We start from the raw sequence: 25,693 nt of genomic DNA on the forward strand, positions 1-25,693 counted from the left end.
GAGCCTTATCTGCTCTGTGACAGGGACTTCATGAAGGGACATCGCACACTAGAGGCGCCAAGGCTGCTGGGTATCATCTGGCCCTTCATCGCCGTTGTAGTCTTCCAGGTCCTGTTGGGCAGCTTCAGCCTGTACGCGCTGTCGGCTGTGCGTGCCTATGTCGCTGGCGAAAGCCTGTGGTCCAAGGCACAGAAAGACGCCATCTATTACCTGAACCTGTATGCCGATACTGGCGATGAACGCACCTACCAGCGCTATCGTCAGGTCATCACTGTGCCCCACGGTGATCGGCAGATGCGTGAGGTGCTCGACCTGCCTGATCCAGACCTTGATGTCGCGCGCCAGGCCGTTTTGCAAGGCGGCAATCACCCCGACGACGTCGACCGTATCATCTGGTTCTACCGCAATTTCAGCCAGATCAGCTATGTGCAGGCGGCGATCGCCTACTGGAATGTCGGTGACGATTACCTCAAGCAACTGGATGTGCTGGCCAACGAGATGCGCGAGGGTTTTGCCAGCGGCCATGCCGGCCCGCGCCAGGTCAGCCAATGGCGCGCCCGCATCGTCGCCATCAACGAAGGCGTGACCCCGGCAGCCAAAGCCTTCAGCGATGCCCTGGGCGAGGGCTCGCGCATGCTGTTGCGCGTGCTGTTGGTCACCAACCTGCTCACCGCGCTGTTCCTCATCACCTTTGCCTGGCGCCGTTCGAGCAAGCTGCTGGCCCAGCGCCAGGCCTTCGCCAGCGCCCTGCAGGAAGAAAAGGAACGCGCGCAGATTACCCTGCAGGCGATCGGCGATGCTGTGATCACCACCGATGTCGATGGCAGCATCGGCTACATGAACCCGGCGGCCGAGCAACTCACCCATTGGCAGGCAGGCCAGGCCGTGGGGCTGCCGTTGACAGCACTGTTCAGCCTGGTGGACGAGCAGGCCCAGAACGACAGCAGCACCTTGCTCGAACAGGTGCTCAGCGGCAGCCTCAAAGGGGGTGCCGAACATGCACGGTTGATCCAGCGCCTGGATGGCAGCACGGTTTCGATCAACCTGGTGGGTTCGCCCATCATCAACGACGGGCAGGTGGCGGGCATTGTCCTGGTGCTGCATGACATGACCCAGGAGCGCCAGTACATCGCCAACCTGTCCTGGCAGGCTACCCATGACGCCCTGACCGGCCTGGCCAACCGCCGTGAATTCGAGTACCGCCTGGAGCAGGCACTGAACGACCTGGTGCGCCAGGGTGGGCGGCATTCGCTGATGTTCCTTGACCTCGACCAGTTCAAGCTGGTCAACGATACCTGTGGGCATGCCGCCGGTGATGAATTGCTGCGGCACATCTGCGCCGTGCTGCAATCGGTGCTGCGCGAAGGCGACACCCTGGCCCGGCTGGGGGGCGATGAGTTTGGCGTGCTGCTGGAAAACTGCCCGGGCGAACAGGCCGAGCGCATTGCCGAAAGCCTGCGCCAGGCGGTGCAAAGCCTGCACTTCGTATGGAAAGGCAGGCCGTTCGTCACCACCGTGAGTATCGGCCTGGTGCACATGGCGCAAGCCCCGGCCACGCTGGAAGCCTCCCTGCGGGCAGCCGACATGGCGTGCTACATGGCCAAGGAGAAGGGCCGTAACCGCATCCAGGTCTACCATGCCGATGACAGTGAATTGTCGATGCGGTTTGGTGAAATGGCCTGGATACAGCGCCTGCACGTCGCTCTGGAGGAGAACCGCTTCTGCCTGTATGCCCAGGAAATCGCCGCGCTCACCGCGCTTGAAGGGCCAGGCCATGTCGAGATTCTGTTGCGCCTGCAAGACGAAAGCGGCCGCACCATCCTGCCTGACAGCTTCATCCCGGCGGCCGAGCGCTATGGCCTGATGACCGCGATCGACCGCTGGGTGGTGCGCAATGTGTTCCAGGTCATTCGCCAGTGCCTGGATGAGGGGCGCGAGGGCCCGCTGTCGATGTGTGCCATCAACCTGTCGGGGTCGAGTATCGGTGACGACAAGTTCCTGGAGTACCTGCGGCGCCTGTTCGTCGAATATTCGATTCCGCCACGGCTGATCTGCTTCGAGATCACCGAGACCAGTGCCATTGCCAACCTCGGCAGTGCCATCCGGTTCATCAATGAATTGAAAGGGCTGGGTTGCAAGTTCTCGCTGGATGACTTTTGTGCCGGAATGTCGTCATTCGCTTATTTGAAACATTTACCTGTCGACTTCTTGAAGATCGACGGAAGTTTTGTCAAAGATATGCTGGATGATCCGGTCAACCGGGCCATGGTCGAAGTCATCAATCACATCGGCCACGTCATGGGTAAACGGACCATTGCCGAGTTCGTTGAAACTCCGTTGATCGAGCAGGCCTTGCAAGAGATCGGCGTGGACTACGCCCAGGGCTATCTGATCGAACGACCGCAGGTATTCACTTGCGACAGTCTGCAGCGCCAACGGATTGCTGCACGGCCCCTGCTGCATCGGGCGCCTGGAACCTTTCGCTGAAGTAGCGTTGGTAAATCACAGGGATCAAGGAGCTGAAAAGTGATTGATGCATTCGTCCGTATCGGGCCTTTGATGGACCCGGCCAGTTACCCCCAATGGGCCCAGCAACTGATCGAAGATTGCCGCCCGGGCAAGCGTCGGGTGGTGGAGCATGAGTTCTACCAGCGCCTGCGCGATGGCCAGTTGCGCCAAGCCACCATACGCCAGTACCTGATCGGTGGCTGGCCGGTGGTCGAGCAGTTTTCCTTGTACATGGCCCACAACCTGACCAAGACCCGCTATGCCCGCCACCCGGGCGAAGACATGGCGCGACGCTGGCTGATGCGCAATATCCGCGTGGAGCTCCACCATGCCGATTACTGGGTGCACTGGTGCCATGCCCATGGCATTCACCTGCACGAGCTGCAGTCCCAGGAAGTGCCCGCCGAGCTCAATGGGCTAAACGACTGGTGCTGGCGAGTGTGTACCACCGAGTCGCTGGCCATTGCCATGGCGGCTACCAACTATGCCATTGAAGGGGCGACGGGTGAGTGGTCGGCGGTGGTCTGTGCTGAAGACACCTACGCCATGGGCTTCCCGGAGGACCAGCGCAAGCGCGCCATGAAGTGGTTGAAGATGCATGCGCAGTATGACGATGCGCACCCGTGGGAGGCGCTGGAGATCATCTGTACCCTGGCTGGCGAAAACCCGACCCTGGGGTTGCGCAATGAGCTGCGCAAGGCGATCTGCAAAAGTTATGACTGCATGTACCTGTTCCTGGAGCGGTGCATGCAGCTGGAAGGCCGCCAGCAAGGGCGCCTGCGCCCTACCTTGGCTGCGGGCTGAATGCCTGGGGCTGCTTTGCAGCCCTTTCGCGACACAAGGCCGCTCCTACAGATTTGATGCCGGATTCAACGGCACCGCTGTAGGAGCGGCCTTGTGTCGCGAAGGGCCGCAAAGCGGCCCCATCGGTTTCAAGCCCTACTGAGCGTTAAAGGCCTGCCCGTTCACCCCGGTACTGTCCGGCCCCATCAGGTACAGGTACACCGGCATGATCTCTTCAGGCAGCGGGTTGTTCTGCGGGTTCTCGCTCGGGTAGGCCTGGGCCCGCATCGCCGTACGGGTAGCCCCCGGGTTGATACCTACGCCATGGGCTTCCCGGAGGACCAGCGCAAGCGCGCCATGAAGTGGTTGAAGATGCATGCGCAGTATGACGATACGCACCCGTGGGAGGCGCTGGAGATCATCTGTACCCTGGCTGGCGAAAACCCGACCTTGGGGTTGCGCAACGAACTGCGCAAGGCGATCTGCAAAAGTTATGACTGCATGTACCTGTTCCTGGAACGGTGCATGCAGCTGGAGGGCCGCCAGCAAGGGCGCATGCGCCCGACCTTGGCTGCGGGCTGAATGCTTGGGGCTGCTTTGCAGCCCTTTCGCGACACAAGGCCGCTCCTACAGATTTGATGCCGGATTCAACGGCACCGCTGTAGGAGCGGCCTTGTGTCGCGAAGGGCCGCAAAGCGGCCCCATCGGTTTCAAGCCCTACTGAGCGTTAAAGGCCTGCCCATTCACGCCGGTACTGTCCGGCCCCATCAGGTACAGGTACACCGGCATGATCTCTTCAGGCAGCGGGTTGTTCTGCGGGTTCTCGCTCGGGTAGGCCTGGGCCCGCATCGCCGTACGGGTAGCCCCCGGGTTGATACCTACGCCATGGGCTTCCCGGAGGACCAGCGCAAGCGCGCCATGAAGTGGTTGAAGATGCATGCGCAGTATGACGATGCGCACCCATGGGAGGCGTTGGAGATCATCTGTACCCTGGCTGGCGAAAACCCGACCTTGGGGTTGCGCAATGAGCTGCGCAAGGCGATCTGCAAAAGTTATGACTGCATGTACCTGTTCCTGGAACGGTGCATGCAGCTGGAGGGCCGCCAGCAAGGGCGCATGCGCCCGACCTTGGCTGCTGGCTGAATGTCTGGGGCTGCTTTGCAGCCCTTTCGCGACACAAGGCCGCTCCTACAGATTTGATGCCGGATTCAACGGCACCGCTATCCTGTAATCGATGGACTCGCCCTCGCTGCCGTTGGCTTCTTAGAACGCCACCGTGGCACTGTGATGCCTCGGCGGGGGCGAGTCCATCGATTACAGATTTGATGCCGGATTCAACGGTACCGCTATCCTGTAGGAGCGGCCTTGTGTCGCGAAGGGCCGCAAAGCGGCCCCATCGGTTTCAAGCCCTACTGAGCGTTAAAGGCCTGCCCATTCACGCCGGTACTGTCCGGCCCCATCAGGTACAGGTACACCGGCATGATCTCTTCAGGCAGCGGGTTGTTCTGCGGGTTCTCGCTCGGGTAGGCCTGGGCCCGCATCGCCGTACGGGTAGCCCCCGGGTTGATGCTGTTGGAACGCACCGGTGCCACACCTTCCAGTTCGTCTGCCAAAGTCTGCATCAGGCCTTCGGTAGCGAATTTGGACACGCCATAAGCGCCCCAGTAAGCCCGCCCCTTGCGCCCGACGCTGCTGGAGGTGAACACCACCGAGGCGTCCTCCGACAGCTTGAGCAGCGGCAGCAGGGTGCTGGTGAGCATGAACGTGGCATCGACGTTGATGTGCATCACCCGCATGAAGTTGTCGCCCGAGAGCTGCTCCAGCGGCGTGCGCGGGCCGATGATCGAGGCATTGTTGAGCAGCCCGTCCAGGCGGCCGAACTGTTCCTCGACCATCACCGCCAGTTCGTCGTACTGGTGGGGCAGGGCGGTTTCCAGGTTGAACGGGATCACCACCGGCTGCGGGTGGCCGGCGGCCTCGATTTCATCGTAGACCTCGTTCAGGTTGGCTTCGGTCTTGCCCAGCAGCAGCACAGTGGCGCCCAAGGCGGCATAAGCCTTGGCGGCCGCTGCACCGATGCCACGGCCAGCGCCGGTGACCATGATGACGCGGCCCTTGAGCAGGTCGGGGCGGGCGGTATAGTCGAACATGCGTTTGTCCTTGAGTTGAAGCTTGCAGCTTGCCGCTAAAAGATCAGCACCCGCACAGGGCGCTGTCGAGCACCTTGCGCAGTTCCAGCGGGTGGTCCACCACCACGTCGGCGCCCCAGTTGTTCGGGTTGTCTTCTGGGTGAATATAGCCGTAGCGAACGGCCGCCGTGCGCGTGCCGGCATCGCGGCCAGACTCGATGTCGCGCAGGTCGTCGCCGACGAACAGCACGCTGGCCGGGTCCAGGTTCAAGGTCTTGCAGGCCAGGATCAACGGCTCCGGGTCGGGCTTGCTGTTTTTCACGTGATCCGGGCAAATCAGCAGTGCAGAACGCTCGGCCAGGCCAAGGCGCTGCATGATCGGCTCGGCGAAGCGGACCGGCTTGTTGGTCACCACGCCCCACAGCAGGTTGCCCCGCTCGATATCGGCCAGCAGTTCGCCCATGCCGTCGAACAGCTTGCTGTGCACCGCGCAGTCACGCTGGTAGCGCTCGAGGAACTCCAGGCGCAGGGCCTCGAAACCTTCATCCTGCGGGCTCATGGCGAAGGTCGCGGCGACCATCGCCCGCGCGCCGCCGGAAATCACATCGCGGATCAGCTTGTCGTCGATGGCCGGCAGGCCGCGCTCGGCGAGCATGGCCTGGCAAATGGCGATGAAGTCCGGCGCCGTGTCGAGCAGGGTGCCGTCCATGTCAAAAAGTACCGCTCGCAAACGCATGCTCATTCCTCGCGCAGGGTCTGGATCATGTAGTTGACGTCCACATCGCTGCTGAGCTTGTAGTGCTTGGTCAGCGGGTTGTAGGTCAGGCCGATGATGTCCTTGACCTCAAGGCCGGCCACGCGGCTCCAGGCACCCAGCTCGGAAGGGCGGATGAACTTCTTGAAGTCGTGGGTACCGCGCGGCAGCATCTTGAGGATGTATTCGGCGCCGATGATGGCCAGCAGGTAGGCCTTGGGGTTGCGGTTGATGGTCGAGAAGAACACCTGGCCACCCGGCTTGACCATGCGGTAGCAGGCGCGGATGACCGAGGACGGGTCGGGCACGTGCTCGAGCATTTCAAGGCAGGTGACCACATCGAACTGCTCGGGCATCTCTTCAGCCAGGGCCTCGGCGGTGATTTGCCGGTACTCCACCTCCACGCCCGACTCCAGCTGGTGCAGCTGGGCCACGGCCAGGGGCGCTTCGCCCATGTCGATGCCGGTGACGGTGGCGCCGCGCAGGGCCATGGCTTCGCTGAGGATGCCGCCGCCGCAGCCGACGTCCAGCACCTTCTTGCCAGCCAGGCTGACGCGCTCGTCGATCCAGTTGACGCGCAGCGGATTGATGTCGTGCAGCGGCTTGAACTCGCTCTCGCGGTCCCACCAGCGGTGCGCCAAGGCTTCAAACTTGGCGATTTCGGCGTGGTCGACGTTGCTCATTGAACAGTCCTCTGAAACTTCTACGAATTGCGCCGGAGTATACCCGAGCGCCCAAGGCTGTTGGTCGCTATAATCGTCCGCTTTTGATATGCGAAAGTCAGGGAGAGGTGATGCGCGAGCGACTTATGGCGGCGGAGAAGGTGACCGGTATCCGGTGGCACCACGGCGCCTTGCACCTGCTCGACCAGCGCCTGCTGCCTTCGCAAGAACGCTGGCTGGCCTGCGACAATGTTGCGCAGGTGGCGGCGGCGATCCGCGACATGGCTGTGCGGGGTGCGGCGGCCATCGGCATCGCTGCCGCCTATGGCCTGGTGCTGGCCCTGGAAGAGCGCCTGGCTGAGGGCGGCGACTGGGAAATGGACCTGGAAGAGGATTTTCTCAGCCTGGCCGAGGCGCGGCCTACGGCCGCCAACCTGTTCTGGGCGCTCAACCGCATGCGTGAGCGCCTGCAGCGCCTGCGCCCAGGCGAGGATGTGCTGGCCGCGCTGGAGGCCGAGGCCGTGGCCATTCACGAAAGCGACCGTGAGGCCAACCTGACCATGGCCCAGCAAGGCATCGAGCTGATCCGCCGCCACCAGGGCAGCGAGCAGGCCCTGCTGACCTACGGCAACGCCGGTGCCCTGGCCAGTGGCGGCTTCGGTACCGCGTTGGGGGTGATCCGCGCAGGCTTTCTCGAGGGTATGGTCGAGCGCGTCTATGCCGGCGAAACCCGGCCCTGGCTGCAGGGTTCGCGCCTGACCGCCTGGGAGCTGGCCAATGAAGGCATTCCGGTGACCCTGTGCGCCGATTCGGCGCTGGCCCACCTGATGAAAAGCAAGGGCATCACCTGGGTGGTGGTCGGCGCTGATTGCATTGCCGCCAACGGCGACGTGGCGAGCAAGATCGGCACTTACCAGCTGGCAGTGAGCGCCATGCACCATGGCGTGCGGTTCATGGTGGTGGCGCCCAGCACCAGCATCGACCTCAACCTGGCCACAGGTGAAGACATCCCGCTGGAAGAGCGTGATGCCGACGAATTGCTGGATTACGCCGGCACCCGCGTGGCGCCGCAGGTGGAGGTGTTCAATCCGGTGTTCGACGTGACCCCGGCTGACCTGATCGATGTGATCGTGACTGAGAAGGGCGTCGTTGAACGGCCGGATACCGCCAAATTGGCACAATTGATGTGCCGCAAACGCCTGCATTGACCGTTTGGGGTGGGGTGGGAGAGGGAGTGTGTGAGGCCGAGCGCCGGCAATCCGGCATCAGCGCCAATCACGTCAACAATTCCCCCAAAACCCCCTTCCACCCCCTGCGCCATATCTCCCCACCGCTACTGCCTTTGTGATAACATCCGGCAGTTTCCAAGACCGCCCATGACGGCGGCCTTCATTGCGCAGATCCATGGCACAACTCATTGATTTGTCGTAAGTCGTCGCACCCTTATGCGCTGCGGCGGCGAGCTTCGTTCGGCCCTTGATGGAGCTGCGAAGTTTCACCAGAAAAAGGAATCAGGCTTCTCATGGGCGAACTGGCCAAAGAAATCCTCCCGGTCAATATCGAAGACGAACTGAGACAGTCTTACCTCGACTACGCGATGAGCGTGATTGTCGGGCGAGCGCTGCCCGATGCACGTGACGGCTTGAAGCCCGTGCATCGTCGCGTTCTCTTTGCGATGAGCGAACTGGGCAACGACTGGAACAAGCCGTACAAGAAATCCGCCCGTGTGGTCGGTGACGTGATCGGTAAGTACCACCCGCACGGCGACACTGCGGTCTACGACACCATCGTGCGTATGGCCCAGCCATTCTCGCTGCGCTACCTGCTGGTCGACGGCCAGGGCAACTTCGGTTCGGTCGACGGCGACAACGCCGCGGCGATGCGATACACCGAAGTGCGCATGGCCAAGCTGGCCCACGAGCTGCTGGCCGACCTGCACAAGGAAACCGTCGACTGGGTGCCCAACTACGACGGCACCGAGCAGATCCCGGCGGTCATGCCCACCCGCATCCCCAACCTGCTGGTCAACGGTTCCAGCGGTATCGCCGTGGGCATGGCGACCAACATTCCGCCGCACAACCTCGGTGAAGTCATCGACGGCTGCCTGGCGCTGATCGACAACCCGGAAGTCACCGTCGACGAACTGATGCAGTTCATCCCCGGCCCCGACTTCCCGACTGCCGGCATCATCAACGGCCGCCAGGGCATCATCGAGGCGTACCGTACCGGCCGTGGCCGCATCTACATGCGAGCGCGCTCCGAGATCGAAGACATCGACAAGGTCGGTGGCCGCCAGCAGATCGTCGTCACCGAGCTGCCGTACCAGCTGAACAAGGCGCGCCTGATCGAGAAGATCGCCGAGCTGGTCAAAGACAAGAAGATCGAAGGCATCACCGAGCTGCGCGACGAGTCCGACAAGGACGGCATGCGCATCGTCATCGAGCTGCGCCGCGGCGAGGTGCCGGAGGTGGTGCTCAACAACCTCTATCAGCAAACCCAGCTGCAGAGCGTGTTCGGCATCAACGTGGTGGCACTGATCGACGGCCGCCCGCGCGTGCTCAACCTCAAGGACCTGCTCGAAGCGTTCGTCCGCCACCGCCGTGAAGTGGTCACGCGCCGTACCGTGTTCGAGCTGCGCAAGGCCCGTGAACGTGGCCATATCCTTGAAGGCCAGGCGGTCGCGCTGTCCAACATCGACCCGGTCATCGCACTGATCAAGGCCTCGCCGACGCCGTCCGAAGCCCGGGAAGCGCTGATTGCCACTGCCTGGGAATCCAGTGCCGTGCAGGTCATGGTCGAGCGCGCCGGCGCCGATTCCTGCCGCCCTGAAGACCTGCCCGAGCAATACGGCCTGCGCGATGGCAAGTACTACCTGTCGCCGGAACAGGCCCAGGCGATCCTCGACCTGCGCCTGCACCGCCTGACCGGCCTGGAGCACGAGAAGCTGCTGGCCGAGTACCAGGAAATCCTCGAGCAGATCGGCGAACTGATCCGCATCCTCAGCAGCGCCGAGCGCCTGATGGAAGTGATCCGCGAAGAACTCGAAGCGATCCGCGCCGAATACGGCGATGCGCGCCGCACCGAGATTCTCAACGCCAGCCACGACCTCAACTACGGCGACATGATCCCGGAAGAAGAGCGCGTGGTGACCATCTCCCACGGTGGCTATGCCAAGACCCAGCCGTTGTCCGCTTACCAGGCCCAGCGCCGTGGCGGTAAAGGCAAGTCGGCGACCGGCGTGAAGGACGAGGACTACATCGAGCACCTGCTGGTCGCCAACAGCCACGCCACCCTGCTGCTGTTCTCCAGCAAGGGCAAGGTGTACTGGAAGAAGACCTACGAGATCCCTGAGGCATCCCGCGCCGCGCGTGGCCGCCCGCTGGTCAACCTGCTGCCGCTGGAGGAGGGTGAGCGCATCACCGCCATGCTGCAGATCGACCTCGAGGCCCTGCAGCAGAGCGCCGACCCGGATGAAGAGCTGGAAGACGGCGACGAGGGCGTGATCGAAGGCGAAGTGGTCGAAGTAGAAGAAATCGACGAAGAAGAGGGCGACACCCCTGAGTGGGTGGCCGAGCCGACTGGCGCGTACATCTTCATGGCCACCGCTTCCGGTACCGTCAAGAAAACCCCGCTGGTGCAGTTCGCCCGTCCGCGCTCCAATGGCCTGATCGCCTTGAAGCTGAAGGAAGGCGACACCCTGATTGCTGCGGCAATCACCGACGGCGCCAAGGAAGTCATGATGTTCTCCGACGCCGGCAAGGTGATCCGCTTCGCCGAGAGCGTGGTGCGCGAAATGGGCCGTACCGCCCGTGGTGTGCGCGGCATGAAGCTGGGCAAGGGGCAGCAGATCATCTCGATGCTGATCCCGGAGTCTGGTGCGCAGATCCTTACCGCGTCCGAGCGTGGCTTCGGCAAGCGTACCCCGCTGTCCAAGTTCCCGCGCCGCGGCCGTGGTGGCCAGGGCGTGATCGCCATGGGTACCAAGGGGCGCAATGGCCTGCTGATCGGTGCTATCCAGGTGCAGGAAGGTGAAGAGATCATGCTGATCTCCGACCAGGGCACGCTGGTGCGCACACGGGTTGGCGAAGTTTCCAGCTTGAGCCGTAACACTCAGGGCGTGACCCTGATCAAGCTGGCCGCAGACGAAACGCTGGTAGGCCTGGAGCGTATCCAGGAGCCTTCCGAGGAAGAACTCGACGAACTGGTCGGGGCGGACGAGGAGGGCGTGGAGCTCGATGCGCCGGAAGCGGCGGACGATGACAATGCTGGCGCCGAAGAGGCACCGCAAGAGTAAGCAAGCGCAACAACCCGAACGGGGCGACCAAGGTCGCCCCGTTTGACTGATTACAGCAGGCAACAGCAGGACTTGCCTTTTTTTGGGGCGGCCTTGTGTCGTGAAGGGGGCGCCTGGCGGTCCCAGGGTTAAGCAGCGCAATAACTATCGCGGGGGCTGCTGCGCAGCCCTTTCGCGACACGAGGCCGCTCCTACAGGGGTGCGCGGCCTGCAACAAACGATTTTGTTCTATTTGGCAGAGCGAGAGTGGATGTGAGCAAACGAGCCTTTAACTTCTGCGCAGGCCCTGCCGCGCTTCCTGAAGCTGTCCTGCAGCGCGCCCAGGCCGAAATGCTGGACTGGCATGGCAAGGGCTTGTCGGTGATGGAAATGAGCCATCGCAGCGACGATTACGTGGCCATCGCCGAAAAGGCTGAGCAGGACCTGCGTGACCTGCTGTCCGTCCCCTCCAACTACAAAGTCCTGTTCCTGCAGGGCGGCGCCAGCCAGCAGTTCGCCGAAATCCCGCTGAACCTGCTGCCGGAGAACGGCACTGCCGACTACGTCGAAACCGGCATCTGGTCGAAAAAGGCCATTGAAGAAGCGCGCCGTTTCGGCAACGTCAACGTCGCCGCCAGCGCCAAGCCATACGACTACCTGGCCATCCCTGGCCAGAACGAGTGGCAGCTGACCAAGAACGCAGCGTACGTTCACTACGCCTCCAACGAGACCATCGGCGGCCTGCAGTTCGACTGGGTGCCGCAAACCGGTGACGTTCCGCTGGTGGTCGACATGTCCTCCGACATCCTCTCGCGCCCGATCGACGTGTCGCAGTACGGCCTGATCTACGCCGGCGCGCAGAAGAACATCGGCCCGAGCGGCCTGGTGGTGGTGATCGTTCGCGAAGACCTGCTGGGCCACGCCCGCAGCAGCTGCCCGACCATGCTCGACTACAAGGTCTCGGCCGACAACGGTTCGATGTACAACACCCCGGCCACCTATTCCTGGTACCTCTCGGGCCTGGTTTTCGAGTGGCTCAAGGAGCAGGGTGGCGTCGACGCCATGGAGCAACGCAACCGCGCCAAGAAGGACCGCCTGTACGGCTTCATCGACGCCAGCGAGTTCTACACCAACCCGATCAGCCACAACGCCCGTTCGTGGATGAACGTGCCGTTCCGCCTGGCCGATGAGCGCCTGGACAAGGCCTTCCTGGCCGGCGCCGATGCCCGTGGCCTGCTCAACCTCAAGGGCCACCGCTCGGTGGGCGGCATGCGCGCTTCCATCTACAACGCCCTGGGCCTGGACGCTGTCGAGGCGCTGGTGGCCTACATGGCCGAATTCGAGAAGGAGCACGGCTGATGTCCGAACATGAGCTCAAGGCGCTGCGCGTACGCATCGATAGCCTCGACGAGAAAATCCTCGAGCTGATCAGCGACCGCGCCCGCTGCGCCCAGGAAGTGGCCAAGGTCAAGACCGCCTCGCTGGCCGAAGGCGAGCAGCCGGTGTTCTACCGCCCTGAGCGTGAAGCTGCCGTGCTCAAGCGCGTGATGGAGCGCAACAAGGGGCCGCTGGGCAACGAAGAGATGGCGCGGTTGTTCCGCGAAATCATGTCGTCGTGCCTGGCCCTGGAAGAGCCGCTGAAAATCGCCTACCTGGGGCCGGAAGGCACCTTCACCCAGGCCGCGGCCATGAAACACTTCGGCCACGCCGTGATCAGCCGCCCGATGGCTGCCATCGACGAAGTGTTCCGCGAAGTGGCGGCCGGCGCCGTCAATTTCGGCGTGGTGCCGGTGGAAAACTCCACCGAGGGTGCGGTCAGCCACACCCTGGACAGCTTCCTTGAGCACGACATGGTGATCTGTGGCGAAGTCGAGCTGCGCATTCACCATCACCTGCTGGTGGGCGAAAGCACCAAGACCGACAGCATCACCCGCATCTACTCCCACGCCCAGTCGCTGGCCCAGTGCCGCAAATGGCTGGACGCGCACTACCCGAACGTGGAACGCGTGGCGGTGTCGAGCAATGCCGAGGCCGCCAAGCGGGTCAAGGGCGAGTGGAATTCGGCGGCGATCGCCGGCGACATGGCCGCCAACCTGTACGGGTTGACCCGCCTGGCCGAGAAGATCGAAGACCGCCCGGACAACTCCACGCGCTTCTTGATGATCGGCAACCAGGAAGTGCCGCCGACCGGCGACGACAAGACCTCGATCATCGTTTCGATGAGCAACAAGCCAGGTGCCCTGCACGAACTGCTGGTGCCGTTCCACGACAACGGCATCGACCTGACCCGCATCGAGACCCGCCCGTCGCGCAGTGGCAAGTGGACCTACGTGTTCTTCATCGACTTCGTTGGCCACCACCGCGACCCACTGATCAAGGCCGTGCTGGAGAAGATCAGCCAAGAGGCTGTGGCGCTGAAGGTACTGGGCTCGTATCCAAAGGCGGTGCTTTGATTCAAGGTTGTTGGGGGCGCTTTGCGCCCCATCGCGACGCAAGGCCGCTCCTACAGGAGTCTGCAATCCCTTGTAGGAGCGGCCTTGTGTCGCGATGGGCTGCAAAGCAGCCCCCTGCGGTCCCAAAGACTGTCCTGATTTCTGAACAGGGTTCGTACCAGTGGTAAATGCAGCAAAAAACAACCCCGCACCGCTCATCGGCCGCCTCGTCGTCGTAGGCCTGGGGGCAGGGCTCGTATCCAAAGGCGGTGCTTTGATTCAAGGTTGTTGGGGGCGCTTTGCGCCCCATCGCGACGCAAGGTCGCTCCTACAGGCGTCTGCAATCCCTTGTAGGAGCGGCCTTGTGTCGCGACGGGCTGCAAAGCAGCCCCCTGCGGTCCCAAAGACTGTCCTGATTTCTGAACAGGGTTCGTACCAGTGGTAAATGCAGCAAAAAACAACCCCGCACCGCTCATCGGCCGCCTCGTCGTCGTAGGCCTGGGGGCAGGGCTCGTATCCAAAGGCGGTGCTTTGATTCAAGGTTGTTGGGGGCGCTTTGCGCCCCATCGCGACGCAAGGCCGCTCCTACAGGCGTCTGCAATCCCTTGTAGGAGCGGCCTTGTGTCGCGATGGGCTGCAAAGCAGCCCCCTGCGGCCCCAAAGACTGTCCTGATTTCTGAACAGGGTTCGTACCAGTGGTAAATGCAGCAAAAAACAACCCCGCACCGCTCATCGGCCGCCTCGTCGTCGTAGGCCTGGGGGCAGGGCTCGTATCCAAAGGCGGTGCTTTGATTCAAGGTTGTTGGGGGCGCTTTGCGCCCCATCGCGACGCAAGGCCGCTCCTACAGGCGTCTGCAATCCCTTGTAGGAGCGGCCTTGTGTCGCGATGGGCTGCAAAGCAGCCCCCTGCGGTCCCAAAGACTGTCCTGATTTCTGAACAGGGTTCGTACCAGTGGTAAATGCAGCAAAAAACAACCCCGCACTGCTCATCGGCCGCCTCGTCGTCGTAGGCCTGGGGGCAGGGCTCGTATCCAAAGGCGGTGCTTTGATTCAAGGTTGTTGGGGGCGCTTTGCGCCCCATCGCGACGCAAGGCCGCTCCTACAGGAGTCTGCAATCCCTTGTAGGAGCGGCCTTGCGTCGCGATGGGCTGCAAAGCAGCCCCCTGCGGTCCCAAAGACTGTCCTGATTTCTGAACAGGGTTCGAACCAGTGGTAAATGCAGCAAAAAACAACCCCGCACCGCCCATCGGCCGCCTCGTCGTCGTAGGCCTGGGGGCAGGGCTCGTATCCAAAGGCGGTGCTTTGATTCAAGGTTGTTGGGGGCGCTTTGCGCCCCATCGCGACGCAAGGCCGCTCCTACAGGAGTCTGCAATCCCTTGTAGGAGCGGCCTTGTGTCGCGATGGGCTGCAAAGCAGCCCCCTACGGTCCCAAAGACTGTCCTGATTTCTGAACAGGGTTCGTACCAGTGGTAAATGCAGCAAAAAGCAACCCCGCACCGCCCATCGGTCGCCTCGTCGTCGTAGGCCTGGGGGCAGGGCTCGTATCCAAAGGCGGTGCTTTGATTCAAGGTTGTTGGGGGCGCTTTGCGCCCCATCGCGACGCAAGGCCGCTCCTACAGGCGTCTGCAATCCCTTGTAGGAGCGGCCTTGTGTCGCGACGGGCTGCAAAGCAGCCCCCTGCGGTCCCAAAGACTGTCCTGATTTCTGAACAGGGTTCGTACCAGTGGTAAATGCAGCAAACAACAACCCCGCACCGCTCATCGGCCGCCTCGTCGTCGTAGGCCTGGGCCTGATCGGCGGCTCCTTCGCCAAAGGCCTGCGTGAAAGCGGCCTGTGCCGCGAAGTGGTCGGCGTCGACCTGGACGCCCCTTCGCGCAAGCAAGCTGTGGCCCTGGGTGTGGTCGACCGCTGCGAAGAAGACCTCGCCGCCGCCTGTGTCGGCGCCGACGTCATCCAGCTGGCGGTACCGATCCTGGCCATGGAAAAGCTGCTGGCGCGCCTGGCGCAACTGGATTTGGGCAGCGCCGTCATCACCGACGTCGGCAGCGCCAAAGGCAATGTGGTGCGTGCTGCGCGTGAGGTGTTCGGCGACCGCCTGCGCCACTTCGTGCCCGGCCACCCCATCGCCGGCTCCGAGCAGAGCGGGGTAGAGGCCTCCAACGCCACCCTGTTCCGCCGCCACAAGGTCATCCTCACGCCGCTGCCCGAAACCGACCCCGCCGCCCTGGCCCTGGTCGACCGCCTGTGGCGTGCGCTGGAGGCCGATGTGGAGCACATGCCGGTCGAGCGCCACGACGAAGTACTGGCCGCCACCAGCCACCTGCCGCACCTGCTGGCCTTCGGCCTGGTCGATTCATTGGCCAAGCGCAATGAAAACCTTGAGATCTTCCGGTACGCTGCCGGTGGTTTCCGCGATTTCACCAGAATCGCCGGCAGCGATCCGACCATGTGGCATGACATCTTCCTCGCCAACCGCGAGGCTGTCCTGCGCACCCTGGACACTTTTCGCAGCGACCTCGACGCCTTGCGCGACGCGGTCGATGCAGGGGACGGGCACCAGTTGCTGGGTGTATTCACCCGCGCTCGGGTTGCCCGCGAGCATTTCAGTAAAATCTTGGCCCGCCGGGCCTATGTGGACGCTATGAACGCCAACGATCTGATTTTCCTGGCCCAACCGGGTGGCCGCCTGACCGGGCGAATCCGCGTACCGGGCGACAAGTCGATTTCCCACCGTTCGATCATGCTCGGCTCCCTGGCCGAAGGCACGACCGAAGTCGAAGGCTTCCTCGAAGGTGAGGACGCCCTGGCGACCCTTCAGGCTTTCCGTGACATGGGGGTGGTCATCGAAGGCCCGAACCACGGCCGCGTGACCATCCACGGTGTCGGCCTGCACGGCCTCAAGCCACCGCCCGGGCCGATCTACGTGGGCAACTCCGGCACCTCCATGCGCCTGCTCTCGGGCCTGCTGGCCGGCCAGTCGTTCGACGTGACCATGACCGGCGATGCGTCGCTGTCCAAGCGCCCGATGAACCGCGTGGCCAACCCGCTGCGCGAAATGGGCGCGGTGGTCGAAACCGGCCCGGACGGCCGCCCACCACTGACCATCCGTGGTGGCCACACGCTCAAGGCGCTGACCTACACGCTGCCGATGGCCAGTGCCCAGGTCAAATCCTGCCTGCTGCTGGCCGGCCTGTACGCCGAAGGCAAAACCACCGTTACCGAACCTGCGCCCACCCGTGACCACACCGAGCGCATGCTGCGCGGCTTCGGCTATGCGGTGGAGTCCAACGGCCCGGTTGCCTCGCTGCAGTCCGGCGGCAAGCTCACTGCCACCCGCATCGAAGTACCCGCAGACATCTCCTCGGCTGCGTTCTTCCTGGTGGCAGCATCCATTGCCCAGGGCTCGGAGCTGGTGCTCGAGCATGTCGGCATCAACCCGACCCGCACCGGTGTCATCGACATCCTGCGCCTGATGGGCGGCGACATCACCCTGGAAAACCAGCGTGAAGTCGGCGGCGAGCCAGTGGCTGACCTGCGTGTGCGCGGTGCCAAGCTCAAGGGTATCGATATCCCTGAGCACCTGGTGCCGCTGGCCATTGACGAATTCCCGGTGCTGTTCGTGGCCGCTGCCTGTGCCGAAGGGCGTACCGTGCTGCGTGGCGCCGAAGAGCTGCGGGTGAAAGAGTCCGACCGTATCCAGGTAATGGCCGACGGCCTGATCGCCCTGGGCGTGAAGTGCGAGCCAACCCCCGACGGCATCATCATCGACGGCGGCCAGATTGGCGGTGGCGAAGTGCATGGCCACGGCGACCACCGTATCGCCATGGCCTTCAGCGTTGCCTCGCTGCGCGCCAGCGCGCCAATCCGCATCCATGATTGCGCCAACGTCGCCACCTCGTTCCCCAACTTCCTCGCGCTGTGCGCCGAGGTGGGTATCCGCGTGGCAGAAGAGGGCAAGTCGTGAATTTGCAAGCGCCGGTCATCACCATCGATGGCCCGAGCGGCTCGGGCAAGGGCACCGTCGCAGGCCTGTTGGCGCGCGAACTGGGCTGGCGGCTGCTGGATTCCGGCGCGCTTTACCGCCTGCTGGCGTTCAACGCCAGCAACCACGGTGTCGACCTGACCAACGAAGAGCTGCTCAAGGCCCTGGCCGCCCATCTGGATGTGCAGTTCATCGCCGCCGAGCCGGGTAAGCTGCAACAGATCATTCTCGAAGGTGAGGACGTCAGCAATGTCATCCGCACCGAGACGGTCGGTGCCGGGGCGTCGATGGTTGCGTCCCTGCCGGCAGTGCGCGAAGCCCTGCTGCAGCGCCAGCGCGCCTTCCGCGAAGCGCCGGGCCTGATCGCCGATGGCCGCGACATGGGCACCGTGGTGTTCCCGGACGCGCCGCTGAAGGTGTTTTTGACCGCCAGTGCCGAGGAGCGTGCCCGTCGCCGCTACCTGCAGTTGAAGGGCAAAGGCGAAGATGTTAGTCTGTCGAGTCTGCTAGATGAGATTCGTGCGCGCGATGAGCGCGACACCCAGCGCGCAGTGGCCCCGCTCAAGCCGGCGGCCGATGCCATTCAGCTGGACTCCACGGAGCTGTCCATCGAGCAGGTGCTGCACCGTATCAGGAGCGAGCTCGCCCAGCGCGACTTGGTCTGATCGTCAGGAAAGCAGGCAGGGGCACCAGTCAACGTCCTGCCCGCTTTCCTTTACTTAACGAAACCCACATTGTCTGGAGTGTGGCGATGGGCGTCTGTTTCGCCCGAATCTACAGGAATTAAAATGAGCGAAAGCTTTGCAGAACTCTTTGAAGAAAGCCTGAAAACCCTCAATCTTCAGCCGGGTGCGATCATCTCCGGTATCGTTGTCGACATCGACGGCGACTGGGTTACCGTACACGCTGGCCTGAAGTCCGAGGGCGTCATCCCGCTCGAGCAGTTCTACAACGAAGCTGGCGAGCTGACCATCAAGGTCGGTGACGAAGTTCACGTTGCGCTGGACGCGGTCGAAGACGGCTTTGGCGAAACCAAACTGTCCCGTGAAAAAGCCAAGCGCGCCGAGTGCTGGATTGTTCTGGAAGCAGCTTTCGCCGCCGAAGAAGTGGTCAAGGGCGTTATCAACGGTAAGGTTAAGGGCGGCTTCACTGTCGACGTTAACGGCATCCGTGCGTTCCTGCCGGGCTCCCTGGTTGATGTCCGCCCTGTGCGCGACACCACCCACCTGGAAGGCAAAGAGCTGGAATTCAAGGTCATCAAGCTGGACCAGAAGCGCAACAACGTTGTCGTTTCCCGTCGCAGCGTGCTGGAAGCCGAGAACTCCGCCGAGCGCGAAGCCCTGCTGGAAACCCTGCAGGAAGGCCAGCAAGTCAAAGGTATCGTCAAGAACCTCACCGACTACGGCGCATTCGTGGACCTGGGCGGCATCGACGGCCTGCTGCACATCACCGACATGGCCTGGAAGCGCATCAAGCATCCTTCCGAAATCGTTAACGTTGGCGACGAAGTCGACGTACGCGTTCTGAAGTTCGACCGTGAGCGCAACCGCGTTTCGCTGGGTCTGAAGCAGATGGGCGAAGATCCGTGGGTTGCTATCACTGCGCGTTACCCAGAAGGTACCCGCGTACAGGCTCGCGTTACCAACCTGACCGACTACGGCTGCTTCGCTGAGCTGGAAGAAGGCGTTGAAGGCCTGGTACACGTTTCCGAAATGGACTGGACCAACAAGAACATCCACCCGTCGAAAGTCGTTCAGGTTGGCGACGAAGTGGAAGTCATGGTTCTGGACATCGACGAAGAGCGTCGTCGTATCTCCCTGGGCATCAAGCAGTGCAAGTCCAACCCATGGGAAGACTTCTCCGGCCAGTTCAACAAGGGTGACAAGATCACCGGTACCATCAAGTCGATCACCGACTTCGGTATCTTCATCGGCCTGGACGGCGGCATCGACGGCCTGGTTCACCTGTCCGACATCTCCTGGAACGAAACCGGCGAAGAAGCCGTACGTCGTTTCAAGAAGGGCGACGAGCTGGAAACCGTCATCCTGTCGGTTGACCCAGAGCGCGAGCGCATCTCCCTGGGCATCAAGCAGCTGGAAGACGATCCGTTCTCCAACTTCGTTGCTGTCAACGACAAGGGCGCTATCGTCAAGGGCATCGTGAAAGAAGTTGACGCCAAAGGCGCCATCGTCACCCTGGCCGACGACATCGAAGCCACTCTGAAAGCTTCCGAAATCAGCCGTGACCGCGTTGAAGACGCGCGTAACGTTCTGAAGGAAGGCGAAGAGATCGAAGCCAAGATCATCAGCGTTGACCGCAAATCGCGCGTGATCAGCCTGTCGATCAAGTCGAAAGACGACGCTGAAGAGCGTGAAGCCATCCAGAGCCTGAAAAACGCTCCGGAAGCGGCTGCCGATACCACCATGGCTGCGCTGCTGCGCGAAGCAATGGCCAAGCAGAACTAAGTTCTGTTTGATCGGTGTAAAAAAGGGTGGCCTTCGGGCCACCCTTTTTTATGCCCAAAATCTCCCCAAGCCTGACCCTATCCCCTGTAGGAGCCGGCTTGCCGGCGATGGCCTGCAGCGCAGGCCCAACCGCGTCTAAACCGCCGCGCAAAGCATCGCCAATGCATAACCAAGCTCTTTACGGCCAGCATAAAAAAGCCTGCCCTCCAGGCCACCCTTTCTCCCTCCAAAAAATTACCCCAGCCAAACGCGATCCCCGGCGGATCAACTGTCTCACCAATTTCTAAAAGTTAACGCAGCTCCTTGTCAGAGCCACTGTCTTGCTCAACTTCTAAAAGCTGGCACGATCCCTGTGGGAGCCGGCTTGCCGGCGATGGCCTGCAAAGCAGGCCCAACCGAGTCTGCACCTGCGCGCAAAGCATTGGCCAATCCATAGCCAAGCTCTGTATACCCAGCATAAAAAAGCCTACCCTCCAGCCCACCCTTTCCAACCCCAAAAATCCCCCCAGCCTAACGCCATCCCTTGTAGAACCCGGCTCGCCCACGATCCCCCACAAAGCTCCCCCAGCCTTATTTCCCAACACTCCAATCTTGAATTTTTTTATTAAGTCAAGAACCACCCTGTTCAAATCCCTCCCAGCGTGCTACAAACTGATTAAGCAATGATCTAGCTGCTTGATAACGAAGGGAAAAATATGACGAAGTCGGAGCTGATCGAACGTATTGTCACCCATCAAGGGCTGCTCTCGTCCAAGGATGTGGAGCTGGCCATCAAGACCATGCTTGAACAGATGTCCCAATGCCTGGCCACCGGAGATCGCATCGAGATCCGCGGCTTTGGCAGCTTCTCCTTGCACTATCGCGCTCCACGCGTAGGTCGCAACCCCAAGACCGGCCAGTCGGTCGAACTGGAAGGCAAGTTCGTTCCGCACTTCAAGCCTGGCAAAGAGCTGCGTGATCGCGTCAATGAAGAAGAGCACGAGCACCCCTGACCGATGAAGGAGCCAGTCTGATGCGTAACCTCAAGCGCGCCCTGGCGGCGTTGTTCGTGCTGCTGCTGGCGGCGGTGGTGCTGTTCTTCGTGCTGGAGAACCAGCAGGCCGTTGCACTTGTGCTGTTCGGCTGGTCGGCGCCCGAGTTGCCTGTTGCGGTGCCGGTGCTGGCCGCCTTGGTAGTAGGCCTGGCGATTGGCCCGCTGTTGGGCGCCTATGGTGTACAGCGCAGCAAGCGCAAGATTCGCGCCTCGGCCAGGCAGGCAGCGCTGGAAGGTAAGTAAGGAAAATTCCCGCCTTTTTTAGGAAAGGCTCGCCTGTGCACGCGACGGTGTAAGTGAAGTAATACCCGCTTCATTATTCCGGCCCAAACGAGCGTGCAGCAGTATGGAATTTCCCACCCTTTCCCATCACGGTGGCACCCGCGGTGTAACCGGTTCTTGTCACCAGCTTCACATCGACTCAGCCACCAGCCTGCTCGTGGATTGCGGCCTGGAGCAGGGCGCCGACGCCGCCCCGGGTTCAGCCAGCGCATCACTCGGTTTTGATATCCAGGGTATACAAGCCCTGGTGATCACCCACGTACACCTCGACCATGTCGGCCGCATCCCCGCGCTGCTGGCGGCCGGCTTTCGCGGTCCGATCCTCTGCAGCGAACCCTCGGCGAAGCTGTTGCCACTGGTACTGGAAGATGCCTACAGGCTGACCATCAGCAGCGAGCCCGCACAAGTGGCGCGTTACCTCGAGCTAATCGGTGGCCTGGTCGTGTCGATGCCCTTCGGCCAGTGGCACACCGTGGTAAACAAGTCCGGCCTCAGGTGCCAGCTGCGCCTGCAACGCGCCGGGCACCTGCTTGGCTCCGCCTATGTAGAGTGCGATGTAGACGTGGCCGAGCAAAACCACCGCATCGTTTTCTCCGGCGACCTCGGCCCCGAAGGCAACCCGCTGCTACGCCCACTGCAGCCACCCGAGCGTGCAGACTTGCTGGTGCTGGAAAGTACCTACGGCGACCGCCTGCACCCCGACCGCAGCATGCGCGAGCAGCAGTTGGAACAGGTTATTGACCGCGCACTGCAGGACCGCGGCACCATCCTGATTCCCGCGTTCAGCCTGGGCCGTACGCAAGAGTTGCTGTGCGAGCTCGAGGCCATTCTCCACCGCAAGGCACTGCTCGGTGACCCAGCCGTGGTGCCTGGCGATGGCACGTTCGCCTGGTCGCAGCTACCGATCATTCTCGACTCACCCTTGGCTCAGCGCATTACCACCGTCTACCGCCAGCTGCATGACTACTGGAATGACGAAGCCAAGGCGCGGATGAGCGAGGGGCGTGACCCGCTTGGGTTCAACCAGCTGGTGTGCGTCGATACCCATGCCCGCCACCAGCAGGTGGTCAATTACCTGAAAAGCACCGGGCGCCCGGCGATTGTGATTGCCGGTAATGGCATGTGCTCGGGTGGGCGGATCGTCAACTACCTCAAGGCGATGCTTGGTGATCCACGGCATGAGGTGATGTTTGTCGGGTATCAGGCCAGGGGAACACCAGGGGCTGCCATTCAGCGCGAAGCGGGTGCGGAAGGGGCTGTCCAGGTTGAGTTGGATGGGGCTGTATATGAGGTGCGGGCTAAGGTGACGACGTTGGGCGGGTATTCAGGCCATGCGGACCAGGCCGGGTTGGTGAGGTTTGCTATGGCGTGCGCGGCGCGGCGGGTGGTGCTGGTGCATGGGGAGAGGCGGGCGAAGCAGGTGCTGGCTCAGGCCCTGCGGGAAAGGTTTGCTGAGGCTGAAAATGAGGTGAGCGTCACAGTTGCGGGGTAACCATTGGGCGGTGCGCGTGGTGTCTGTCGAAAAGTGAGGAACTTCTGTGAGAAGGTTCCCTCTATTACTGATTAATGCTAAGTAGGTGAGCGTGGCGGGCATGTGGGCAAAATGCCGCTACGCTTGATGCGAGGGGAGCGCCGCTTTCGCGAGCAGGAGCGCTCCCTAGAGATGAAGCAATCAGACGGACCCAAGGAAAAAAAGACTAAATGCGCAATGAACGCGAGCGCCTGAGCGGTAGTGATGAGATTGATCTGATTGAGCTTGTGCAGGGGGTTTGGCGGCAAAAGCTTTGGGTGGGGCTGGTTGCGGTACCGATTATTGCGTTGGGCTTGGCTTACGTGGTGCTGGTTGCGCCAGTGTACGAGGCGAAGCTTTACATACAGCCACCATCTCAGAGTGAGATTGCTCAGCTCAACTACGGTCGGGGTGAGGGCACGGGCCTTGCTCCGCTCAGCGCCAAAGATGTGTACAGCATCTACCTCAAGGCGCTGCAGTCAGAAGCGGTACGCGATAAGTTCTTTCGCAGTGCATTTCTCCCTACGTTGACAGGGGCGGAGCGGAGCGAGTCGCGTGATGCACTGTACGCCCAGTTCAACGGCATGCTTAAAGTGGCCCAAGCTGGAAAGGATACGCCAGACCGCTATGTGCTCACGGCGAACATCGAGGATCCGCGCCTGGCGGCAACGTGGGTGTCGAGCTACGCCGAAATGGCTGCGGAGCGGGCGAAAAATGAGCTCCTGAGTGGTACTCGCAGTGATATATCGATAATGGCGGACAACCTAGACCAGCAAATCCGTGCCTCGCGAGCCAGCGCTGCAAACAAGCGCACCGACCAAATTGCGCAGCTTAAAGAAGCGCTGCGAGTAGCGAGCTCCATTGGGCTTGAAAAGCCACCGATCATCGCCGAAACATTGTCCAACGAGGTGTCTGCTGGAATGAATGGGTCGCTCACCTATATGCGCGGTACCAAGGCGCTGCAAGGTGAAATTGCTAACCTCGAATCCCGTACTTCGGACGATCCGTTCATCCCCAATCTGCGAGAAAGGCAGGAGAAACTGAATTTTCTGCGCAGCCTGAAGATCGATCCATCGTTGGTTGCCATGTATCAGCAGGATGGGGCCGTTTCTCAACCTGATGAGCCAATAAAGCCGCGAAAAGCCCTCATTATTCTGTTGTCGGTGCTGGTGGGCGTTGGTTTGGGTGTGCTGGCGGCTTTAGGCCGTGATCTTTGGGAGAAACGCAAGGCGACGAGTGGAAGGGAACTTCTCTGACCAGAAGGGTCCGCAAGGCGTTGTTGTCGGTTGCGGAAGGTGCAACAATGCCCTTTCGTCGCCGATGACATGGAAAGCTGAACGAGCGAGCACCACCCGCTGATCCGCCCTGCCTGTCTTGGTTATCCCACAGTTAGCATGCAGGCAAGTAATTTGAACAGTGTTGCACGCGTTCCCTCCATGGCCGCTTCAGGCGAGATCGACCTTTTTAGGGTTGCCCGTACAATTTGGCGCAGGCGTATATTTATCGTTGCCCTTGCGGGGGCTTGCGGGCTCATTGGTGCAGTGGCGGCATTTACAATTACGCCTGTTTATGAGACTTCGACCACTTTGAGGCCCGTTGCTCTAAACCAGCTGGACGCATTGAATCGCTCCAAGATCTACTCATTGCCACCAGCAGATGCGCTAAAGCGGGTAGGTGCGACGCTAGAGTCCTATAACGCTCGGTTAGACTTTTTCCGCTCCAAGCCAGATCTGATCAATGCTTTTCAGGATGAGGGGGAAACCGTAGAGCAGGCTTTTGAAAACTTCAATACCGGTGCACTCAGCGTCGCACAATCCGATCTGAAGAAAACCGATCTGCTCAGTGACTTCATCAGTTTAAAAATGCGTTATGAGAAGGGCGTTAACGGCCCCAGTATTCTCAATGACTTTGTCGATTATGCAATAGAGCTAGAGCGAGTTCAGCTTTCCAAAGACATGCAGGTAATTTTAGCCAACCGCTTGTCTGAGATTGATGCTCAATTGAGTTCCGCAATGAAACAGTACCAGGCTGGTAATGAAGGTCGTATAGCGCGACTTGAAGAAAATGATGCGATCAAGCGTGCGCAGCTCAACGATGAGCTGAGGGCTCTGCGTGTCCAACTGAAGCTGCGCCGCGAAGCACGTCTGGCGGAGTTGGAAGAGGCTATAAGTGTAGCTAGAAGCCTTGGGCTGAAGAAGCCGTCCACCCCTTCATTGATGGCTGATGAAGGCGTGGTGAGCGGCAGTGTAATCCGTACCGAAGTAAACGGCAGACAAGTTCCGCTGTATTTCATGGGGACCGAGGTGCTTGATGCTGAGCGCGCGGCTCTTCGAAAGCGCGCTTCGGATGACTTTGTAGAGCCTAGAATCGGTCAGATCCGTAAAGAACTGATCATGCTTTCGACAAACCGCAAGGTGCAGGCAATCAAGGCTCGGGCAAATGAAGAGGCATTTTTGGAAGGTATAGACGCGCTTCGCGCTGAGCGCGCGCGCTTGCAGGCTATTGACACCCAGTTGCAAGGGTTGCATCTGGTCAATGTCGACCAGCGAGCGGTGGCATCTGCTAAGCCGATCAAGCCTCGCAAAGCCGTAATTGTGCTAATGGCATTGGTCGGGGGGCTTTTGCTAGGAATAGTCATAGCCATACTGCGTGGTGCGTTCAAGGACCATTTACTGCAGCTTCGAGTCCTAGAAATTGAGGGTTCTGCGCAGCGTGTTATATCCGATGATCTGCCCCAGCAGAATAGCGTGCGATTAGAAGAAACGCGCGTTTGATCTTTGTCATATAATGCAAAATTACTGGCGCTTAAGTGGCTTCAGCCATCAGGTAAACTACGGTGGATCACTGAAGCCTTACCGCTTATTATTGCATGACCTCTTC

The 25,693-nt window shown here is 61.3% G+C and carries 17 protein-coding genes and 4 pseudogenes; 16 read left to right on the forward strand and 5 right to left on the reverse strand.

The features are described from left to right. Window positions 1–30 precede the first annotated feature (30 nt). On the forward strand, window positions 31–2,487 hold the full coding sequence (locus ACMGF5_RS15460) for an EAL domain-containing protein (protein WP_414156931.1): 2,457 nt from the start codon (window positions 31–33) through the stop codon (window positions 2,485–2,487). Window positions 2,488–2,526: 39 nt separating this feature from the next. After that, the gene (locus ACMGF5_RS15465) at window positions 2,527–3,312 is read left to right on the forward strand and encodes a TenA family transcriptional regulator (RefSeq protein ID WP_161872978.1); all 786 of its coding nucleotides are present in this window, start codon (window positions 2,527–2,529) and stop codon (window positions 3,310–3,312) included. A gap of 135 nt (window positions 3,313–3,447) precedes the next feature. Here the strand turns inward: ACMGF5_RS15465 and ACMGF5_RS15470 are convergent. Continuing rightward, window positions 3,448–3,606, reverse strand: a pseudogene (locus tag ACMGF5_RS15470) (YciK family oxidoreductase); the annotation flags it as partial. A 3-nt stretch (window positions 3,607–3,609) separates the two neighbouring features. Between ACMGF5_RS15470 and ACMGF5_RS15475 the strand changes: the two are divergent. Beyond that, window positions 3,610–3,873, forward strand: a pseudogene (locus ACMGF5_RS15475) (TenA family transcriptional regulator); the annotation flags it as partial. A gap of 135 nt (window positions 3,874–4,008) precedes the next feature. Here ACMGF5_RS15475 and ACMGF5_RS15480 read toward each other — a convergent pair. Beyond that, window positions 4,009–4,167, reverse strand: a pseudogene (locus ACMGF5_RS15480) (YciK family oxidoreductase); the annotation flags it as partial. A 3-nt stretch (window positions 4,168–4,170) separates the two neighbouring features. On the opposite strand from ACMGF5_RS15480, the pseudogene ACMGF5_RS15485 reads away from it, so the two are divergent. Next, a pseudogene (locus tag ACMGF5_RS15485) lies at window positions 4,171–4,434 on the forward strand (TenA family transcriptional regulator); the annotation flags it as partial. Between the two features lie 266 nt (window positions 4,435–4,700). Here the strand turns inward: ACMGF5_RS15485 and ACMGF5_RS15490 are convergent. Genes ACMGF5_RS15490 through ubiG form a run of 3 tightly spaced genes read right to left on the reverse strand, consistent with a single transcriptional unit; the run spans window position 4,701 to window position 6,857 of the window. Further along, complete coding sequence (locus tag ACMGF5_RS15490) at window positions 4,701–5,441, reverse strand: YciK family oxidoreductase (RefSeq protein ID WP_046787383.1); 741 nt, start codon at window positions 5,439–5,441, stop codon at window positions 4,701–4,703. A gap of 43 nt (window positions 5,442–5,484) precedes the next feature. Continuing rightward, the gene (gene mupP / locus ACMGF5_RS15495; RefSeq protein ID WP_012313283.1) at window positions 5,485–6,156 is read right to left on the reverse strand and encodes an N-acetylmuramic acid 6-phosphate phosphatase MupP; all 672 of its coding nucleotides are present in this window, start codon (window positions 6,154–6,156) and stop codon (window positions 5,485–5,487) included. 2 nt (window positions 6,157–6,158) lie between these two features. Then, window positions 6,159–6,857 (reverse strand): bifunctional 2-polyprenyl-6-hydroxyphenol methylase/3-demethylubiquinol 3-O-methyltransferase UbiG, encoded by a 699-nt coding sequence (gene ubiG, locus ACMGF5_RS15500; protein ID WP_046787382.1) that lies wholly within the window; start codon window positions 6,855–6,857, stop codon window positions 6,159–6,161. Between the two features lie 110 nt (window positions 6,858–6,967). On the opposite strand from ubiG, the gene mtnA reads away from it, so the two are divergent. The 12 genes from mtnA (at window position 6,968) to ACMGF5_RS15560 (ending at window position 25,587) form a co-directional block, all read left to right on the forward strand. Next, window positions 6,968–8,044 (forward strand): S-methyl-5-thioribose-1-phosphate isomerase, encoded by a 1,077-nt coding sequence (mtnA, locus tag ACMGF5_RS15505; protein WP_039602966.1) that lies wholly within the window; start codon window positions 6,968–6,970, stop codon window positions 8,042–8,044. 314 nt (window positions 8,045–8,358) lie between these two features. Next, window positions 8,359–11,130, forward strand: a complete 2,772-nt coding sequence (gene gyrA, locus ACMGF5_RS15510; RefSeq protein WP_404601297.1) for a DNA gyrase subunit A — start codon at window positions 8,359–8,361, stop codon at window positions 11,128–11,130. A gap of 252 nt (window positions 11,131–11,382) precedes the next feature. Continuing rightward, complete coding sequence (serC, locus tag ACMGF5_RS15515; protein ID WP_039604670.1) at window positions 11,383–12,468, forward strand: 3-phosphoserine/phosphohydroxythreonine transaminase; 1,086 nt, start codon at window positions 11,383–11,385, stop codon at window positions 12,466–12,468. Further along, window positions 12,468–13,562, forward strand: coding sequence for a prephenate dehydratase (gene pheA / locus ACMGF5_RS15520; protein WP_039604669.1), 1,095 nt, complete (start codon window positions 12,468–12,470; stop codon window positions 13,560–13,562). The genes serC and pheA overlap by 1 nt, the downstream gene beginning before the upstream one ends. Window positions 13,563–15,264: 1,702 nt before the next feature. Continuing rightward, window positions 15,265–17,505, forward strand: coding sequence for a bifunctional prephenate dehydrogenase/3-phosphoshikimate 1-carboxyvinyltransferase (locus tag ACMGF5_RS15525; protein ID WP_196914245.1), 2,241 nt, complete (start codon window positions 15,265–15,267; stop codon window positions 17,503–17,505). Continuing rightward, window positions 17,502–18,188: a (d)CMP kinase gene (gene cmk, locus ACMGF5_RS15530; RefSeq protein ID WP_046787379.1), complete on the forward strand. Its 687-nt coding sequence runs from the start codon at window positions 17,502–17,504 to the stop codon at window positions 18,186–18,188. Before ACMGF5_RS15525 ends, cmk begins: the two co-directional genes overlap by 4 nt. A gap of 123 nt (window positions 18,189–18,311) precedes the next feature. Next, window positions 18,312–19,988 carry a 30S ribosomal protein S1 gene (gene rpsA / locus ACMGF5_RS15535; protein ID WP_012313291.1) on the forward strand — a complete coding sequence of 559 codons (1,677 nt, stop codon included), beginning with the start codon at window positions 18,312–18,314 and terminating at the stop codon, window positions 19,986–19,988. A 695-nt stretch (window positions 19,989–20,683) separates the two neighbouring features. Further along, window positions 20,684–20,980 (forward strand): integration host factor subunit beta, encoded by a 297-nt coding sequence (ihfB, locus tag ACMGF5_RS15540; protein WP_012313292.1) that lies wholly within the window; start codon window positions 20,684–20,686, stop codon window positions 20,978–20,980. A gap of 20 nt (window positions 20,981–21,000) precedes the next feature. Beyond that, window positions 21,001–21,264 carry a lipopolysaccharide assembly protein LapA domain-containing protein gene (locus tag ACMGF5_RS15545; protein WP_039601301.1) on the forward strand — a complete coding sequence of 88 codons (264 nt, stop codon included), beginning with the start codon at window positions 21,001–21,003 and terminating at the stop codon, window positions 21,262–21,264. Window positions 21,265–21,367: 103 nt separating this feature from the next. Further along, a complete protein-coding gene (locus ACMGF5_RS15550) occupies window positions 21,368–22,795 on the forward strand; it encodes an MBL fold metallo-hydrolase RNA specificity domain-containing protein (protein WP_414156932.1) in 1,428 nt (475 codons plus the stop codon). Window positions 22,796–23,004: 209 nt separating this feature from the next. Then, entirely contained in the window at window positions 23,005–24,069 is a 1,065-nt protein-coding gene (locus ACMGF5_RS15555) for an LPS O-antigen chain length determinant protein WzzB (protein ID WP_414156933.1), read from the forward strand. A gap of 180 nt (window positions 24,070–24,249) precedes the next feature. Then, complete coding sequence (locus ACMGF5_RS15560) at window positions 24,250–25,587, forward strand: Wzz/FepE/Etk N-terminal domain-containing protein (RefSeq protein ID WP_414156934.1); 1,338 nt, start codon at window positions 24,250–24,252, stop codon at window positions 25,585–25,587. The last annotated feature ends 106 nt before the right edge of the window (window positions 25,588–25,693 follow it).

Origin of the sequence: Pseudomonas sp. BNK-15 (assembly GCF_047456105.1) — a bacterium.
GTDB classification, from domain to species: Bacteria; Pseudomonadota; Gammaproteobacteria; order Pseudomonadales; family Pseudomonadaceae; genus Aquipseudomonas; species Aquipseudomonas putida_E.